This is a genomic window from Nocardia sp. NPDC058058, from assembly GCF_042885355.1.
Lineage (GTDB): Bacteria > Actinomycetota > Actinomycetes > Mycobacteriales > Mycobacteriaceae > Nocardia.
Genome location: NZ_JBHVSA010000003.1, coordinates 1404684 through 1423399, shown reverse-complemented (window position 1 = coordinate 1423399; position 18716 = coordinate 1404684). Strand labels below are relative to the sequence as shown.

Annotated in this window: 5 protein-coding genes; all 5 read right to left on the bottom strand. The window is 68.6% G+C overall.

Features of this window, described 5'->3' with window-relative positions; genetic code table 11:
* Positions 1–10: 10 nt before the first annotated feature.
* From ACFVUS_RS30415 to ACFVUS_RS30395, 5 genes are read right to left on the bottom strand one after another with little or no spacing between them, the layout of a single operon-like run.
* On the bottom strand, positions 11–1798 hold the full coding sequence (locus ACFVUS_RS30415) for an acyl-CoA dehydrogenase family protein (protein WP_387774075.1): 1788 nt from the start codon (positions 1796–1798) through the stop codon (positions 11–13).
* Entirely contained in the window at positions 1795–3648 is a 1854-nt protein-coding gene (locus tag ACFVUS_RS30410) for an acyl-CoA dehydrogenase family protein (protein ID WP_387774072.1), read from the bottom strand. Before ACFVUS_RS30410 ends, ACFVUS_RS30415 begins: the two co-directional genes overlap by 4 nt.
* Positions 3645–5246 carry a PfaD family polyunsaturated fatty acid/polyketide biosynthesis protein gene (locus tag ACFVUS_RS30405; protein ID WP_387774069.1) on the bottom strand — a complete coding sequence of 534 codons (1602 nt, stop codon included), beginning with the start codon at positions 5244–5246 and terminating at the stop codon, positions 3645–3647. The genes ACFVUS_RS30410 and ACFVUS_RS30405 overlap by 4 nt, the downstream gene beginning before the upstream one ends.
* Positions 5243–12628, bottom strand: a complete 7386-nt coding sequence (locus ACFVUS_RS30400) for a beta-ketoacyl synthase N-terminal-like domain-containing protein (protein ID WP_387774066.1) — start codon at positions 12626–12628, stop codon at positions 5243–5245. The genes ACFVUS_RS30405 and ACFVUS_RS30400 overlap by 4 nt, the downstream gene beginning before the upstream one ends.
* A 6-nt stretch (positions 12629–12634) precedes the next feature.
* On the bottom strand, positions 12635–18706 hold the full coding sequence (locus tag ACFVUS_RS30395) for an SDR family NAD(P)-dependent oxidoreductase (protein WP_387774063.1): 6072 nt from the start codon (positions 18704–18706) through the stop codon (positions 12635–12637).
* Positions 18707–18716: the final 10 nt, after the last annotated feature.

The following is an 18716-nucleotide window of genomic DNA, read 5'->3' as shown; positions in this document are numbered from 1 at the left end:
CCAATTCCATTCATTCCGTGGTTCCGGCGTCGCCGGAGGCCTGTAGCTGGATCTGCCAATGCGAGAACAGCTTTCGGTCTCGATGCAGAAGTAGGAGCACATCGGCGACGCGATCGATCTCGGCGGCGCCGGTAAGGGTCTCGATGGGATGGAAGGTGCGCCACACCCGTTCCAGGCACAGCAGCAGCACCGCGCCGTCCGGGAACGGATCCGACAGCGCCGCAGCGGAATTGACGGTCAGATGCACGATCGCCGCACCGGCGTGCAGGGCGCAGTACTGTTCGGCGAGCCGATACAGTTCGGCCGAGGAACCGTAGTCGCGGCCCAGCCGCTGCTGGGCGTCGCGCTGTTCGGTCGCGAGCCGATCCGCCTGGCCCAGTACACGTTCGGCGAGATCGGCCGAGCGCTCCAGCCAGGCGCGCTGCGCACCGTCGCGGGTCAGGGCGAGCTCGCGCAGCCGCTCGATCGCCGCGGGCAGCGCCAGCAACGCGATATCGCCGTCGCGGCAGAACAGCTGCTGTTGCGCCGGAACCCAGGTCTCCAGTTTCGCGTCGATGTCGTACATCAGCGCGACCTTGGTCGCCGCGGCCGCGCGCTGCTCCGGCGTCGCGTGCTGTCCGCGCGAGAGAATCGTCTCCAGTTGCGCGCCGACACTCTTGAGATTGACCACGGTATTGCCGTCGGCGAACACCGATACCAGGATGTCCCGCAACATCTTCTGGAAGATGCCGTAGTGCGGATGTTCGCGCAGGTACAGCCGCGCGCCGAGCACCAGCGACAGCTGTGCGAGGGTGCGCTCGAGCGAGGTCGGCACGAAGTACTTGACGATCGCCGAGAGCACACCGGCCTGTTCGGGGCAGGCTTGCAGCCCGCGCACCCCGCCCGTGGCGACCGCTTCGGCCAGCAGCAGATCGGCGAAGCTCTCGGCGATCTGGCGGCGGGTGTACGGGATCTGATCGACCGTCTTGCCGAAGATCTCCCGGGTGACGATGAAATCACAGGTCACCCGGAGCGCGGTATCGGCCGCGCCGAGTGCGATACCGCTGATGGTGGTGCGTGCGACCTGCGCGCTCTTCAACACCAGTTCCAGCCCTTGGCCTTCCGCGCCGATGCGGTGGCTCTCGGGCACGAACACCTCGTCCAGGCGGATACCGCTCAGGTCCAGCGCACGCAGCCCGTGCAGGCGCTCATTGGGCACCTCACGCACCGAACCTGCGGTGCACAAACGCTTTTCGATCGCGAACACCGACCAGTCACCGGGACCGCCGCGGGCTCCGGTGCGAGCGTGCACGGTGACCACATCGGCGAGGGTGGCCATACCGATGAGCCATTTCTCACCGGTGAGCACGTAGCCGCCGACGACCTTCTCCGCGTGCGTGTCATTGGCGAGCACATCGCTGCCGTGGTGCCGTTCGGACAGCCCCCACGCCATCTTCGCGCCGTTGTTGATCATGGAGACGAACCGCAGGCGCTGCTCATCGCTGCCGCCGATCCAGGTCGGCATGAAGGCCAGGTCGGTGAGCATGAGCGCGCTGGCGGTGGTGGGGTCGCGGCGAGCCACCAGGCGCAGCAGCAGGAAGCCGGTCTCGACATCGCCCGCGCGCCCGCCCCATTCGGCGGGCAGGCAGTATTCGTGCACCGCGCGCCGCTGCAGTTCGCCGACCAGTTCGTGCGGGAATTCCTCGAGTTCGTCGTAGCGCAGAATCCGCTGGAACGACAGCAGCGTCGCCGGATCGTGCGGATCGCCGAGATCGCGTTCGAGCTGTTCGGCGATGGTGAGGTTGTGCTGCGCGGTCATGACAGCGCGTGTCCTTTCTCCCGCACCGGAGCGGTGTGCGGTCCGGCCAGCGGGATGGGCACGGCGGACAGCAGCCGCCGTTCCTGGCAGAGGCGGGACGTCACCGCGAACGCGGTGCCCGCCAAGGGAATCGGCAGTCGTGCGGTGCGCTCGCTGGACCTGTCCAGCAGCAGGGCGACCGCGGCGGTGAGCCAGCCGACCGCGCCGGGCGGGCAGCGGTACAGCGAGCGGTCCCGGTTGAACCACCACAGGTGCACGCAGGACGCGGCGGCGGTCAGATAGCTGATGCGGCGGGCCAGATCCAGCTGTGCCACACCGCGTTGTACGGGAGGCAGCTCGGGCAGGCGGCGGATATCGGCAACCGCCGAGCGCACCTCGAGGTCGAGCAACTCGAGTTCCTCGAGCAGCTGGATCGCGTCGGCTTCCAGGATGCCGCGGTCCAGCGCGGAGGGCTCGAGTACGGCCCGGATGTCCGCCAGCACACCGGACAGGGCTCCGATGACTACATCGCGGCGCGCGGACAGCGTGAATCGTTGCAGGTCGAACGGCGGCAGGTCGCTTCCCAAATCGAAAGTCGCGGCCAGCAATTCGCGATCGGACGGTGCGGGCCGGGGATCGGCGAAGCAGTTCAGCTGCATCGACACCAGGCGCAGATTCGCCATCGGGCTGGTGTCGAAGAACCGGACGGCGGCGTTGTCCGCGCGCAGCACATCGAACGCGCCCGCCGGACCTTCGCGCAGCACGCTGCGGGTGCCGAGCACATCGGCGCAGCGGGTGAACACCTCTTCCGAGAGTCCGGTCAGGACCGTCTTCAAGGTGCCCGACCACAGGCTCTGCACTTCCGGGAAGGTATGCATCGCACGCACACACCCGAGCGCGGCCGCGTCGGCGGCGATCAATGCCGCTGCGGCCGTGCCGAGTTCGCGGCGATTCGGCGCGTGATTGTCGACCGGGCGATTGGCGACCAGGTGTCCGCGCGCGAAGTCCAGTGTCAGCCGAAGCGCGCTATCGGCCCCGGCCAGATTCGCGGCGGTGCTGGTCGCGCGCACGATCTGCATGGCCTTCATGGCGGTTTCCATGCCCCGCCCGAGTGGTCCCACCAGCGCGTCCGCCTCGACCTGGACATCGTCGAAATGGAACTCCGCGTAGCGCGCGCCGCGCATACCGGCTACCCGCTGGAATCGAATCGACGCACCGGGCTCCGCTGTGCGGGAAGGTATTTCGAGAGGATCCGCGAGGATTACCGCGCTGAACGCGGCGGGACCCCGGCCACCGGTGTGCGCGATCACCAGGGCCGCCTCGACCTCGCGGCCGAAACCGACCAGCCACTTGACCCCGTCGAGACGCCAGCCGTCCCCGGACCTGGACAGCGCGCAGGTATTGGCCAGCAGATCGCTGCCGTGCTCGGGCTCGGAGAACGCGAATCCGATGGAGCGGCCCCGGCGCAGCAGATCCACGACCCAGCGGCGCTGGGCCGCCGAGCCGGACAGCAATACGCAGGTGGCGGCGGTGATATCGATCATCGTGGCGGGCATGAGGGTCAGATCGCGCCGGGCCGCCACGCGCACCAGTGCGTATGTCTCGTCGTATCGGATCAATTCGCCGCCGGCGGACTCGGGCACATATGCCAGCCGAAGCACCGGTCCGGCCGCCTCGGAAAGCGCGTCGGGGAAGTTCCCCGACTCCGCGCGGGTAACCATGGCGGCGAATCCGCACGCATTGTGCGGGTCCTCGGGATCACCGAGTGCGGCGTCGAGATCGGCCGCCGCCGAATACAGTTGGGCGGCACTGGTTTCCGGCGAGGCGGTTGCCGAAGCGAGGGTTTCGGCGGTGTCGACCACGACTGTCATAGCTCGTCGCCGATCTGCTCGGCCGGGGCGGGATGGTAGTCGCCGCAATCGAGGGGCAGCCGTACGCCGGCGAGCGCCAACTGCTGCACCCGCGTGGTGAAAGCCGCCCCGTGCAACAGGTTTCGGGCGACATCGACGACGCGGCGGTTCTCCGCGGCGGCCAGGTAGGACCCGCGCACCCATTCGTTGAAGCTGCCCATCGCGGGGCCGCACCAGATCTGGTAGTCCAGACCGCGATCGCCGTCCCCGACCACGGCCCAGCGCGAGGCCATGCCGAGGTACCACCGGAAGATCAAGGCCATCTTGCGTTTCGGGTCACCGGCGGCGCGGGTGAGCTGGTCCGGATCGCGGCGGGTGAAGTACTCCACCACGTCCTGCCACACCTCGTCCACCGTGCGGCGCAGGATCTGCCGCTCCAGCTTGGCCAGTTCCTCGGCCGGGACCGCGTCCAAACCCGGGTAGGCGCAATACAGTTCGTAGAGGCGCTTGGCGCGCATCGCGAACATGGTGCCCTTCTTGAGCACCTGAAGTTCCACACCGAGTTCGAACATGTCGGCGGCGGGTGCCATCTCCACATCGGCGACGCCGGCCTGGGCGAGCAGATGCCGCACTTCGCTGGAAGTGCCCGCCTCCAAGCAGGATTGGTTCACCGAACCGGTGACGATGTAGTCGGCTCCCATGGCGAAGGCAGCCGCGGCGGCGATCGGGGTGCCGATACCGCCCGCCGCGCCGACCCGCACGCGCACCGGCAGGTTCAACTCGTGGCGCAGCTGATCGCGGCGGCGCACCAGGGAAGGGAACAGCGTGGTGAGCGGGCGACGGTCGGTGTGGCCGCCGGAGTCGGCCTCGGCGGTGATGTCATCGGCCAGCGGCACCAGCCGGGCCAACTCCGCCTGTTCGGCGGTGATCAGACCGGCCGCGACGAGATCGGCGACCATGGCCTCGGGCGCGGGCCGCATGAACTTCTCGGCCACCTCGGCGCGAGAAACCTTGGCGATCACCCGATTTCCGATGATCAGGCCACCATCGGCGGATCGAGCGAGCCCGGCCACACGGTATCGCACGATATTCGGCGTCACATCCATGAACGCGGACGCCTCGACGCAGCGCACCCCGTAGCGCAGGAACAGCTCCACCGCCGCGCGCTCCAGTTCGGCTTCGCTGGGGCTGTGAATCAGGTTGGCGGCGTACGGAAGTCCCGGAATCTCGGCGGCGAAGCGTTGCAGCGCCGCCTCCACGTGAGCGGGCAGCATGCCCGCGGCTCCGAACGAGCCGAGGTATCCGGCCCGTGCGAGGGCGATCACGTAGTCGGCCGAGGCGATGCCCCCGGCCATGGCACCGCCCATGTAGGCGTACTTCACCCCGTGGTGCGCGCGAAAAGCGGCGGAGCCCAAGCGATCCGGGGACAGCGGCCCGACGGCGGCGATCACGGTCGCGTCATCGAGCGGGCGGTGGGTGCTCAGTCCGATGCCGTTGCCGTCCGCGGTGTGCACGACATAGATCGGCGCGTCGAGGTCGACGAGGGTCTCGTAGCAACCTTGGACGGTGGTGTGGACTGCGGGTTCGACGGCGGGTTCGGTTCCGACGGTGATACTCATCGTTCGTCCTCTCGGCGGTTGTGCACCTCGACGGCGATATCGGTGATCTCGTAGATGCGCATGCCCGGTTTCCAGACATTGGCATCGGCGATGATCAGCGTGCGGTCGTCCTCGCGGCGGATTTCCTTGATGTGCAGGTCGAAGGTCATCGGGCCCTCGGTGCGCAAGATCTGGCCGCGGTACTTCCAGGTCATGGGTACACCGAGCGGCATGGCGAACACCGGGTCCTCGAGCTCCGCACCGATCGCCTGATCGATCGCGTAGACCTGCAGGGCCTGGATCAGCGCTTCCACGCCGAGTGAGCCGGGCATGACCGGATCACGGTAGAAGTGGCATTCGAAATACCAGTCGTCGTGGTCGATTTCGCGGTGTCCGCTCAGGTAGCCCCGCTCGTACTTGCCGCCGCCGGAAACGATGTCCACGGTGTCGACCATGCGCAGGTGGCCATCGGCCAGGCGCAGGCCCGACCGGGTGAACCAGTCGTCCCGGCCGCGGACCGGGAGCGAGCGAATCGCGTCGGCGGGCAGGTTTTGCTGCTCGGCCAGCCACGGGGCGACGTATTTGCCGCCGTCCAGACCGACCTGGTTGGACAGGGCGTCGGCGGTGTGGAAGCCGAACATGGATTCACCGCGATAGAACAGCTCACCGTCGGCGAACAGCTCGTACGCGAATTTCTGGAGCGAGGTTCCGGGCATGATCTGACTGAAGGTCATCCGGGTGTGCTGGCGAATTGTCTTGCCGCGCAAATCGATCTGCTTGACAAGACTGGCCGTGCCGTCCAGGTTGCGAATATTGAGTTCCTGGTCCGGGGTGGCCAGGCTCGCACCCTGGTAGTAGCCGAGCAGAATCGCGGCCTGGAGTGAGGATTCCATGTAGACGCAGTTCGGCATGCCGGGGAACGCGTTCTCGTGGAAGTACCAGGCCTCGGGCGGGCAGTCGTATTCGGTCTCCATGGTGGAGCCGGACTTCAATTGCCCACGCACACCGCTGAATCGCATGATGCGGTCCACGAACCTGAAGTCCCCGTTGGGGATATAGGGGGCCTTGCGGTCGGCGTAGATCTCGAATTCCGGGCCCATGGCGGTGGCCAGATCGCCCTTGGCGGCGTGCGCCAGATGCAGTTCGTTGATGAACGCGGGCTCACCGTGGGCATTGCGGCGGCCGAGAAACGCTGGGATGCCGCCGGTTTCGGGCCGGTACGGGGTGCCCGGCTTCTCCCGGACCTGCACGCCGAAGTTCTGCATGCTGATCATCGCCTTATCGCCGTCGTACACGGTGATATCCGCGATAACGGCCGGACGCGGCAGCATGGTCAGCTTGGTGATCTCGACGTGGTAGCGGATCTCACGCTGTCCCGGGGTGATCTGCCCGCGCACCTTCACCTGGGTCTTCAGACCCGGGATGGACTGGAATTCGGCATCGGGCAGCACCAGGTGCATGCCCAGGTACATCGCGTACACCTGGAGCAGCTGCACGCCGCCCTCGGCCACCAGCGACCCGGCCAGCACCGGGTCACCGGGGAAGTGGCACTTGAAGTACCAGCCCTCGGGGTCGAGATACTTGACCGCGCTGATCTCACCGAGCGCGCACGGACCGCCGAGGCGATCGATCGCGGTGATCTCGTCGATCATGCGCAGCATCGAATCAGGCAGGCGCAGTGAGCGATTGCAGCCGTCGGCGGTCTGATCCCAGGCGGGGCCGAACACCTCGGCGGGACGGCCCTGGGCGAGCAGTTCCAGATCCCCGCCCGACAGTGCGGTGCGCTCGGTGCGGGCCAGCGGTTTGAACCAGGTCCGGACCATGGCCTCGCGACGCCTGCGGTCCGCGATATTGCTGACCACGCCGAGCGAATTCTCCAGCTCCAGCGGGGAGAAGAACCCGGCGCAGGCGTTGAGCAGCTCGAGGATGAGCACGCCGTCGGCGTAGCAGCGGTAGTTGAAGAAGAAGAGCAGGCTGTCGCCGTTCCATACGAAGCGCGCGATATTGATCTCGTAGCGCAGGGTCTGGCCCTCGCGGGGCAGTCCGCCGTGGAAGACCAATTCGCTGTCCAGCAGGCGGTAGACGCGCCGGCCCTGATTGCGGAAATCGATGCCCAGATAGCTGATCAGCAGCAGATCGCACTGTCCGGCTTCGATGGTGACCGCGCAGGGCACCAGGCCGTCCACGGTGTACCAGGCTCCCACCGGTACGTCGTACTCGGTGGTGATCGAGGACGGCTCGTAAACGCCGGGGGTGCCGTTGATTTCGGTGACGCGGGTGACGAAGTGGTACGGCGGCTCGGGCAGACGCACGCGGACCGGGTAGGTGTCGTAGGCAGCGAAATCGGGACCGAAGACGTTCTCGACTCTGCCCGAGGCGAATTCGAGCAGCTGCGCCTCATCCCAGATCACCGGGCGGGTGGGCTGAGACGGCACGGCCGGGAGCGCATCGGAGGGTGGCACCGCACCGCGGCTCGCCTCGAGGGCGTCGAGACTGGCGTGCGCGAGCGCGCCCTGCACCCGCAGGAACGACTCGTGCGCGTAGGACACGCTGTGGCGCATGGGCTGTAGGACGCGGGTGCGTGCCGCGACCACGTAGGGCGAAGCAGGCTGTGGCACAGTGCCGCCGGGCGCGAATCGCGGCGCGGCGGAAGGTGATGCGGCGGGATCCCCGGCAGCGAACTGGGACACGGACGCCCCGGGAGTGAACTGGTACGCGGTGGGGGCCAGGGCGGCGGAACCCGAGCCGAGCGGGGCAGGTGCGGCAGCCGCGGCCACGGGTGCGGCGATGAACGGGGACGGGGTGGCGGACGCTGTGGGACGGCGTTGCGGCAGGTACACGAAGGGTTCCCCCTCGATGATGATGGCATCGGGTTCGATGATGATCGGCATGAGCAGCTGCGCCTCGACTTCCTGAGCCGCGCGACGTGCGTTCGATTCGGCGAGAATGGGCCGGGCGCGCTCGCGCACCCGCTCGACCAGGGATTCCCCACCAACTGTGACGGTGGCACGGAAGACCGGGCGCGCCGGTGCGGCGCTCGCGGCGGGGAACAGGCGGTCCAGTCGTACGTCGACACCGTGGCTGACCAGCCGGGCGAGGGCGGCGGCGACCGACTGCCCGACGGACATGCCCCGGCGGTCCACCGCGACCGCGACATGCTCTCGGGTACCGAGGGTTTCACCGATCCAGCGGGTGCAGGTGGCGCCGGGACCGACTTCGATGAACACCCGGAATCCGCGGTCGTACGCGTTCTCGGTGAGTTTGGCGAAATCAACGGTGGTGCAGAGCGTTTCGGCGATACGGTCGGAGATGACGGCGCGGTCCGCGGTGTCCACGGTGGCGTAGTCGAAGCTGGACAGCAGCTCCAGGCCCCGGGTGGGAGCGCCGAGCGGGTGGTTGTTCAGCGCGGCGAATTCGGCCCGCTCGGATTCCACCGCGGCGCAGTGCATGACGTGGTTCGCGGGGGCTTTGGCGGCCTTGCAGCCCAGGGTCGCGATGAGTGCGCGGACCTGCTCGGGGAATCCGGCGACCACCACTTCCCGAGGGGTGTTGACGTGGGTCAGGTACACCCGATCCAGCGTCGCCATGGCCGCGCGCACCTGTTCGGCGTCGGCCAGAAGCACCTGGGTGGTCCACACTTCACGGTCCGGCGTCTCGTCCGGCAGCGCCCACAGCGACCTGATGAGCTTCTTGGGTCCGCGCAGTTGATCGATGAACAGTGGCGAGCGGTTCAGCGCGGCGTCATCGCGCACGGCCGCGTCCCACACGTCCATGGCGAAGAGCATGCTGCTCTCCCCCAGGCTGTAGCCGAAGCCGCCGTCGGGGCGAATTCCCAGGGCGTCGCGCAGCATTCGGGTCGAGAGCACGGCTGCATTCGTGCCGATGGCGAGCATGGTGGGGATCGACTCGATCAGCTCGCCCTCGTGCCGCATGAGCGCGGTGCGGTCGAATCCCAGTGCACCGCTGGGAAACACGGCCGCATGCTTGTATTCCGCCCACGGTGCGCGGGCATCGCGTTCGAACTCCGAGAGCAGGCCGGGAAATGCGGTGAACAGGTCGCGTCCCGCTTCGGGGTACGCGGTGAACGCACCCGGATAGACGAAGGCGATCCGGCCCCGCGCGCCGACCGGGCGCGCGGTGCAATAGCTGCCCGATGGCGTCGTCCAATCACGCTCCACGGCAATGGTTTCCGGAAGATGCTTGATTGCCGCATTGAGCTCGCGACGTGCTCCCTCCGAGTCGGCCGCGACGATGACGGCCGTAAAGCGCCCTGGGCGCACAGTGTCAGTACGTCCCGAGAGCACAGCGGTCTCGAGCCCCGAGCATGCGGCGTCATCAGGCTCCGGGCGGGCCGCCTTGACCCGGTCGCGGGCGATGTCGATCAGAGCGGTTCCAGCGTCGAGCGCCGCGAGGCATTCCAGTGCGGCGGCGGCCAAGTCCGATCCGCTGTCGGCGCAGAGCGGGATCAGTACCGGGGCAGTCGCGCCCGGCCAGTCGATCGTCTCGACCGGGGGTCGTGCGGGGGCGGCGGAGAGCACGATGTGCGCGACGCGCGGGCCGTCGACCGCGTGCACGGCGGCGACGAGGCGGTCGTCGACACCGCATCCCAGCCACGGGACCGCGGCGTCGAGCAGGCGCAGTGCGGAATCGGTGAATTCGGCTGCGGTACCGGCAATCTCGCGCAGCTCCGGCGTGGCAGGGGGCAGCTCGCGATGGCGCAGGCTCAACGCCGCGGCGACCACGCCGACCAGCACGCTCGCCTGCTGGGTATCGCCGACCAGCGGTAGGTGCCCCGCCAATGCGCAACCGGGAGCATCCGCGCCGCGGTCGCCGTACAGGCGGGTCAGGTCGGTCAGGCCCGCGGAGTCCAGGCCGCTGGCGAGTTCCAGGTAGCCGATGTCCTCCGGCGTCAGGCCGTGGTGAGCCAGCGTCGAGCGGACTTGGCGCGCAATCGATTCGGCGCCGTCGACGGTGGTGGCCACCGCGTCGAGGGTGAGTGCCGAGTCGTCGGTGGCGCGGGTCAACACGACCGCCGCCGCGCCGTCGCCCAGGATCGGGCGCACACCATCGGCGAGAGTTGTTCGGACCAGGGTGTTCTCGTAGCCCGCCGCCAGCTCGACGCCACCGACCAGCACCGCTTCCACGGTGGGATCCAGCAGCAGCAGTCCGGCGACCTCGAGGGCGCGAGCGCCGCCGGTCGCGTCGGCCGACACGGTGAACGCCGGGCCGGTGAAATTGTGCGCGGAGGCGATGCGCGCCGCCATCACGTTGCCGATATAGCTCAGCACCTCGTTCGCGCCGATGGGATCGTGCAGGCCAGCGCGCACCGCGGCCTCGAGACGATCGATCTCATCTGCGGTGAGATCCAGTGCGGCGCGGTCACATTCGGCGCGAACATGCGCACCGATGTCGAAGCGGGCGCGGTGCGCATGCGAACGCGGTTCCATCTCCATGGCCACGACCACACCGATACGGCGCTCGGGCCGTTCCTTCGTGGCGGTCAGTCCGGCCTCGGCGAGGGCTTCATCGGCCGCTTCGAATAGCAGCAGGTGCTGCGGATTGGCCTGGCGCAGTTCGGCGGGCGGCATGCGATAGCCGCGCACATCGACCTCGACACTGTCGGCATAGCCCGCGGCGAAATCCTGCTCCAACTCGGAGATTCCGAGGGATTCCGCCCCGTACCAACGGGTTTCGGGGCGCTGCGCCAGCCCGGAACGACCCGCGCGCCGAATGCGGCGCAGCGCGGCGACACCGGCGACCGCGCCGACCCGTACGCTCAGACCCGTGATCGCCATCCGAACCGGTTGCGGAGCCCCGACTACCGGCGCTGGTACGGCAGGCCTCGCGACGCTCACGTCCGCCGAATCAGGATGAACCGCCGCAGCGGCCGAACCAGGAGCAGCGGTCGCGTCGGCCCAATCACCGGTGACCGTCGCAGCGGCCGAACCAGCAGTGGTGTTCACGTCTGCCGTAACTGGTGTGGCGGACGTCTCCGACAAGACCGTCGCGTTCTGTACGTGAGCCGATTCCGGCCCGGAAGTCACGGCGTCGGTGAGTACCAGGTGTGCGTTGGTGCCACCGAAACCGAAGGCCGACACTCCCGCCCGGCGGGGGCGCCCGCCGTTATCCGGCCAAGGCTGGTTCGCGGTGACGAGTCGATCGGCCGCCGATTCGGCTCCGGCGGGGCGAATCGGCTCGGTCTGCGCCGGAGTCGCGGGGATGATCCCATTGCGCATGGCCATGATCGCCTTGAGCACGCTGGTGAAGCCCGCGACGGTGAGCAGGTGGCCCACATTGCCTTTCACCGAACCCAGCAGCGGTATGCCTGCCGCGCCGAAGAATTCGGTGAGTCCACGCAGCTCGATCGGATCGCCGACCGGGGTACCGGTGGCGTGGCATTCGATGTAGTCCACCGAGGCCGCGTCGACGCGGTCGTCGTAGGCCTGCCGGTACGCGGCGAGTTGGCCGGAGATATTGGGTACCAGGGGATGTGCGCCGGCGCCGTCGTTGCCGAGGCCGATGGACTCGACCACGGCGTGGATGCGGTTGCCGTCGCGCACGGCATCGGCGAGGCGCTTGAGCACGAACACCCCCGCGCCCTGACCGGTCACGATGCCGGTCGAGGCCGCGTCGAAGGGCTGGCTGACGCCATTGCCCGGGTACGCGTGTAAGTCGCTGAAGGACAGGTGAATCAGTGTCGGATCGGGAGCGCACACCGCACCCGCGAGCACCACATCGGCCGCACCGGTCGCGAGGTAGTCGCGGCCCAGGCTCATGCTGTACAGCGCCGAGGAGCACGCCGCGTCCAGCGCGAGCCGCGGCCCGTGCAGGCCGAGCGCATCGGCAACGACGGTGGTGGGCAGGCCCGAGGGCCACAGCGACCGCACCTGTTCGTGCGGCTGCCAGGGGCCGGATCCATTGTCCGGCAACGACAGTCCGGCCTGCCGCAAACCCCGGCTGACGCCCTCCTCGAAGAAGGGCAGGCACAGTCGGACCGATTCCTCGGTGGGGAAGGAATAGTTGCCCAGGACGAGCCCGGTGCGCTCGAGCACCGGGTCGTCCTCGGCGATCCCGGCGTCGGTCAACGCCTGCCGGATCGCGTACAGCGGCCACCGGACCACCGCTCCCAGGTCCTCGACGGTTTGCGCGTCGATGCGCAGTCCCTCGTGATCCATGACCGGCTCGGTGACGAAACCCCCTCGTACGGAAGTGATTCCGTGGGTCTCGTCACCCCAGCCGCCCGGAGTGGCGGGATCCGTGCCGAAGGTCTCGGCACCGCCCGGCCGACGCAGGTCCGCGCCGGTGAGCAGGTTGTCCCAGAACTGCTGGGGCGTAGTCGCGCCCGGGAGCAGACAGCCGATGCCGACGATGGCGATCGGCGTGCCGCTGTATGTGTCCGACATGCTAAGTCACGCTGTCCGATCCGATTGATCTGTCAGGAATTTCGCGCCCAGCGCCGCGTCGGCGACCAGTCGCACCGCATCGAAGCGCAGCAGTGCCCGCCCGTCGGGCGTGCACGCCGTGACCGAACCCTGCGCCACCGAGCCATTCACCTGCAGGGGATCCACCACCACCAGGAACTCACCGGTTCGCGGCAGTGCGTCGTAGATCTCGACCGCACCGATCGCCGTCGGCAGGCTGTTGAGTCCGGTGGTCGCGTGCACCTGGATCAGTGCCGCCTGCAACAGCAGGTCGGCGGATTCCGGTGCGTACTCCCCCACCGCGAAAGTTCCTGCGGCGAGGGATGGTTCGACCGGGCGGCACACAGCGACCAGTCGGCCGTCCGAAGCTGTCAGGGTGCCGGTGATCCGGGCCAGCGACGGGCCGTGGAAGAGCACACCGGCGGTGTAGGCGGTGGTCGGCTCGACGCCTGCCAGGTCGGGCAGCACGAGAGCGGTTGCGGCGGCCGGGATCTGCGCCGGTACCAGCGCACGGAAGCGCGGACGTCCCGACGAATCCGTCACCAGCACCTTGGCCCCGGTCACCGCCAGGTCCAGGTGCTGCGGCGAATTCTCGTCGAACACCAGACCTTTCAGCACCGAGAAATCGGTCAGCCGGGAGATCACACCGCCGCGCAGTCGTTGCACCGCACCCAGGATCGCCCCGACCGCCGCCGTGGCGGGCAGTACCGCGATGCCACCGATGGCATGGTCGGACAGCACCTCATCGTCCGCCAGACCGGTCAGCGGCAGCCGCAGAATCGCCGTGCCGGAGCCGATCTCACGCGCGGGTTTGACCGACAGCGGCTGATTGGGCCCGACCACGCACACCACATCGTGTGCGCGAGCGGCACTGAACTGTTCGGTGAAGAAGTCCACGCCGACCGGGAGCGGGATCAGAGTCACCCCGCGCTCGGCGAACATGCGCTCCAGCTCCGGGGTCACCATGCCGCCCGCCCACGCGCCCCAGTTCACCGAGGTGACCCGGGCGCGCGGGAGTCGGCGGCGCAATGCGGTGGCGACCCGGTTGAGGGCCTCATTCGCACTGGCATAGCTGGATTGGCCGCGATTGCCGAAGAATCCGGCGATGGAGGAGAACAGCACCACGTGGGTGAGCCGCTCTTCGCCGAGCGCGTCGAGCACCGAGCGCAAGCCGGCCAGCTTCGTCGCCAACACCGGGCCGACATCGGCGGCGCGCTGATCGACAATCGCCTTGTCGGCGAGCACACCCGCGCCGTGCACGAGGCCGGTAATCCGATCCCGGTACGGTGCGAGTGCTGTTGTGGTGGAGGAGGTATCGGTGACATCCACGGCCACGTACTCCGCCGTGGCTCCCGCGGCCCGGATCGCCGCCAGGGTTTCCCGGATCTCCCGACCGGCGACCATGCCGCGATAGATCCGTTCCACCTCACGCGGAGTGGGTTTGGTGCCCGCCGACCGCAGATCGGTGACGATCGCGCCCTTGAGGGCACCGTCGGGTACCCCTGCGGCCCAGGCGGGTTCGTCGGCGAGTTCGCTGCGGCCCAGCAGCAGCAGGCCACAGCGATAGCGGCGAGCCAGGCCGATGGCGCACGCCGCGGTGACACCGCGCCCGCCACCGGTGACCACCAGCAGATCCGCGGTCGTCGGCTCGGCAACCGAATCACCCTGCGGCAGGAGCGGATCGGTCCCATCGTCGAGGGTGGCGGCCAGCGTGCGACGAGTCAGATCCGCCGCGATGCCGACCTCGGCGGTGGCGGTCTCCGCATCGTTGATCTCAGCGACCAACTGTGCCGCCGCCTGCGCCGCGGTGAGCGCGGGACTCACGTCGATCGCCCGGCAGAACAGCGAAGGAGCCTCGATCGCAAGGGTTTTCACCAGACCCGGCAGACCGCCGAGCAGACCGGCGGCATCGGCGGAACCCGAGAGACCCAGCAGCCCGTCGACACGACTGACCGTGACGAAGCCCGCGCGACTCGTCTCGGCCCGCTCTTCGAGCGCACGCTGAGCCGAGCCCGCCAGCAGTAGGGCGGATTCCAACGATGCGATGGATTCGGCCCAGTCGGCCGGGGCATCCGGGGCCAGGAACAGCACCAGATCCACCCGGCCCACCGGCAGTTCCGTGCCGCGCTGCACGGTCCAGCCCGCCGCCGTCAAGGCGTCGGTGAGAGGGTCGGCCAGCGTGCTCCCGGCGCCGGCGACCAATGCCACCGGCGCTTCGGCGTACGCGCCGACCAGAGTGAAGACAGAGGGGATTTCGATAAGGCGCGCCTGCATCCGGCCGATGCGGGACGCGCCATCAGCTTTTGGGTGGTTCGCCTCCACCCCGTTCGCACCGGCGAGGGCACCGCTGATGAAGTCCACGATGCCGCCCAGGGTGCGCAATTCACCCATCTGCTCGGGTCCGGCCTGCGGACTGTCGGGGAAGCGCTCACCGAGCGCGCCCATGATCTCGACCCGCTTGATGGAGTCGATGCCGAGGTCGGCCTCGACGTCCATGTCCATGTCGAGCATGTCGGTGGGGTAGCCGGTCTTCTCGGCCACGACCTCGAGCAGGGCCTGGCGGACGGTCTCGGTGACGTCACCGGCCGGAGCGGCGGGAGCAACAGCGGCAGGGGCCGGAGCGGCGGGCGCGGGAACCGGGGCCGGGGCGACAGGCGCGGCAACCGGTGCAGCAACCGAGGCGACCGGAGCAGGGGCGACCGGTGCGGCGGGAACCGCCACCGGCTGAGCGACGGCGACCGGCTGGGCGTACGCCACGGGCTGGGCAACCGGGGCCTGGACCGGAGCGGAAATGGCCGGGGCGTAGGAGGAGTGGCCGACCTCCAGCTCGGGACGCGAGACGCGCTCGACCGGGCGGCGCACGGCCGGAGCCGCGCCACCGAGTCCGGCCTCGAGGTAGGCGAAGCCCAGCAGTACCTCGCTGGCCTGGCCGTGTGCCTGGCCGATCGCGACGCTCTGATCGCTGACCGAGGCCAGTCCGGCCACCGTGCGGTCACTCAGGGTGCCCTGCATGGCGTCGTATTCCAGGATGCCGCTGAGCCTTTCGGCGACCCGCAGCTGGCTGCTCAGGTATTCGCGGTGCAGGGCCAGGTGGTCGCCCGCCATGCTATCGTGTCCGGCCGTGTGCGCGGCCGGAGCCGGAGCGGTCACGGTGTGACCGTTGCCATTTCCGTTCCCATTGCCATTGCCGTTGCCGTTGCCGGCGACCGGCGCGGCGGCGGGTGCGGGGACCTGGTACCCGTTCTCGAGCGCGTCGCGATAGGCCTCGCGGCGCTCCTCGGACACATAGTTGATGCCGTTCAAGGGAATCCTCATTCCTTTGGTCTCGACTACTTCGGGGGCTGGTGCGCTGTAGCGGTTGAATCCGGCCAGGGGCAGTCCGAGGACCGCGAGCCGCGCGGCCAGCTGTTTGAGCGAACGGTCGCCGTCGGAACCGGGACCGGCGTCGGCGGCCAGCACGACCACGTCGTCCCGATCGGCCAGGATCTTGCGCACGAGGCCGGAGAGCACCGACTTGGGGCCGAATTCGACGAACACCCGGTACCCGGCCTCATACATCTCCAGCACGCGCGGCGCGAAAGCCACCGGCTGGGAGAGCTGGTCGACCAGCACCGACCGATTGGCCTCGATGTCCTCGGTGTACTGCGCGCTCCCGGTGTTCGCGAACACCGGGATGAGCGGGCGGGCGAAGGACGTCTGGGCGACCGCCTCCCGGAACGCCGGAATACCGTGCGCCACATAGGCGGTGTGGAATGCCGCGGACACCGGGAGCAGGTTCGCGCCCAGCCCGAGCTGGTTCGCGGCCGCGGCGAAGGCGCGCACGGCGTCGGTGCCGCCGCCCACCACCGTCTGCTCGGGGGCGTTGATATTGCACACCACCACGTCGGGGTGTGCGCTCAGCAATTCGGTGAGTTGTTCCGGGGCACAGCGCAATGCGGCCATGGTGCCGCGATCCGACTCGCCCTCGGGCAGCTGAGCCATCGCCCGGCCACGGGCGCGGGCCAAGCGGTGGAAACCGTCCTCGTCCACCGCGCCCGCCGCCCACAGTGCGGTGAGCTCACCGAAGCTGTGGCCCATCGCCCCGTCGGCGGCGAAGCCGAGCTCGGTCAGATAGCGGTACTGACCGGCCGACAGCGCGCCGATCGAGGGCTGCGCGAAATCGGTGCGGCGCAACGCTTCTTCACCGGCCGCGGCGGTGTCGGCGTCGAACGACTGCGGCGGGAAGAGCACCCGGCTCAGCGGTTCGGCGGGGTCCGAGATCCGGCTGGCGGCGTCCAGGGCGGCACGAATCGGCGGGATAGCGAGCGCGGCCCGCCCACCCATACCGACATACTGGCTGCCCTGTCCGGCGAACAGCGCGGCGACCTTACCGGGTACCTCGGCGCGACGCCGGTACCAGGCCCCGCCGGGCAGTTCGAAGGATTCGATCGCGGGCTCGGCGCGCAGTCGCTCGATTGCCTTGTCCCGCAGCGCTTTCAACTCAGCGGCGTCGCGAGCGACCACGGCCAGGCGCGGCTGGTCGGCATCTAATGCGTGCTCGGCAGACGTGCCGGACGGGTTCGCGGCGACTTCGGCCAGCAGCGCCTCGGTGTCAGCGCCCTGCCACAGGTGCACCTGGTAATCCCGGTGCAGCGCATGCGCGTCCGCGCCGGAGGGGTCGTATTCCTCCAGCACACAGTGGAAATTGGTGCCACCGAAGCCGAACGACGAGCTCGCCGCCCGCCGCCGCTCACGCGCGGGCTCCAGCACCCACGGCCGCGTGGTCGTGTTCACCCAGAACGGCGAATTCGGGAAATCGACCGATTCCTTGGGCTTTTCGACATTGATGGTCGGCGGCAGCACCTTCTGGTGCAGCGCCATCGACAGCTTGATGAGTCCGGCCGCACCGGCCGCCGCCTTGGTGTGGCCGATCTGAGATTTGACGCTGCCCACCGCGCAGAACTGCTTGTCCGCGCTGGCCGCGGTGAAAACCTCACGCAGCGCGGACAATTCGGTGACATCGCCGACCGCGGTTCCGGTGCCGTGGCATTCGAGCAGACCGATCTGCTCGGGTCCGAATCCGGCGTCCTCGTACGCGCGTTCCAGCGCGACGATCTGACCTTCCTTGCGCGGGGCGTAGATGCTCTTGAACCGCCCATCACTGGAGCTGCCGATACCGCGCAGCACCGAGTAGATACGGTCGCCATCGCGCTCGGCGTCGGCCAGACGCTTGAGCGCGAGCATGCCCATGCCCTCGCCGATCATGGTGCCGTCGGAGTTCTCGTCGAACGGCCGGATCACCCCGGACTTGGACAGCGCGGGGGTCTTGCTGAAGCACAGGTACATCAGGATGGTGTTCTCGGCGTCGCAACCACCGCTGATCATCAGATCGGCACGGCCGGAAACCAATTCGGCGACCGCCATATGCACCGCCGCCAGTGAGCTCGCACACGCGGCGTCGACCGTGCAATTGGTGCCGCCCAGATCGAAGCGGTTCGCGATGCGCCCGGAAACGACATTGCCGAGCATGCCCGGGAAGGAGTTCTCCTCCCAGGGCGCGAACGCCTTCACGAACTTCGCCGCGATCTCCTCGGCGTCCTGATCACTCAGGCCGCAGCTGCGCACGACCTCTTTGAGCACCGGGGTCTGCAAACGCGTCGCGAGCGGCTGGGTCAGCGAATTCGCGCCGGTGATACCGAGAATGACGCCGGTGCGGCTGGAGTCGTACCACTGCGAATCCGGGGCGCCCGCGTCCGCGAGGGTCTGCTTGGCCACCACCAGGCTGAGCAATTGCAGTACATCGGTGACTTCGAGCTGGTTCGGCGGCAGACCGAACTCCAGCGGGTTGAAGTCGACCGTCGGAATGAATCCGCCGCGCTTGGCATAGGTCTTGTCCGGGGCGCTGGGATCGGGGTCGTAATGGTCCTCGATCTTCCAGTGCGATTCGGGCACGTCCTCGATGCAGTCGGCGGCCTCGACCACATTGGTCCAGAATTCCGACAGGTCGGCCGAACGCGGGAACAGTGCGCCCAGGCCCACGATCGCGATCGGGGTGTCACTCAGCTTCATCCGATTGTCCATTGCATATCCC

What these genes read in the sequence shown, in the direction of transcription:
- ACFVUS_RS30415 (WP_387774075.1), bottom strand. Translation starts at nt 1,798, where the DNA reads ATGACCGCGCAGCACAACCTCACCATCGCCGAACAGCTCGAACGCGAT.
- ACFVUS_RS30410 (WP_387774072.1), bottom strand. Translation starts at nt 3,648, where the DNA reads ATGACAGTCGTGGTCGACACCGCCGAAACCCTCGCTTCGGCAACCGCC.
- ACFVUS_RS30405 (WP_387774069.1), bottom strand. Translation starts at nt 5,246, where the DNA reads ATGAGTATCACCGTCGGAACCGAACCCGCCGTCGAACCCGCAGTCCAC.
- ACFVUS_RS30400 (WP_387774066.1), bottom strand. Translation starts at nt 12,628, where the DNA reads ATGTCGGACACATACAGCGGCACGCCGATCGCCATCGTCGGCATCGGC.
- ACFVUS_RS30395 (WP_387774063.1), bottom strand. Translation starts at nt 18,706, where the DNA reads ATGGACAATCGGATGAAGCTGAGTGACACCCCGATCGCGATCGTGGGC.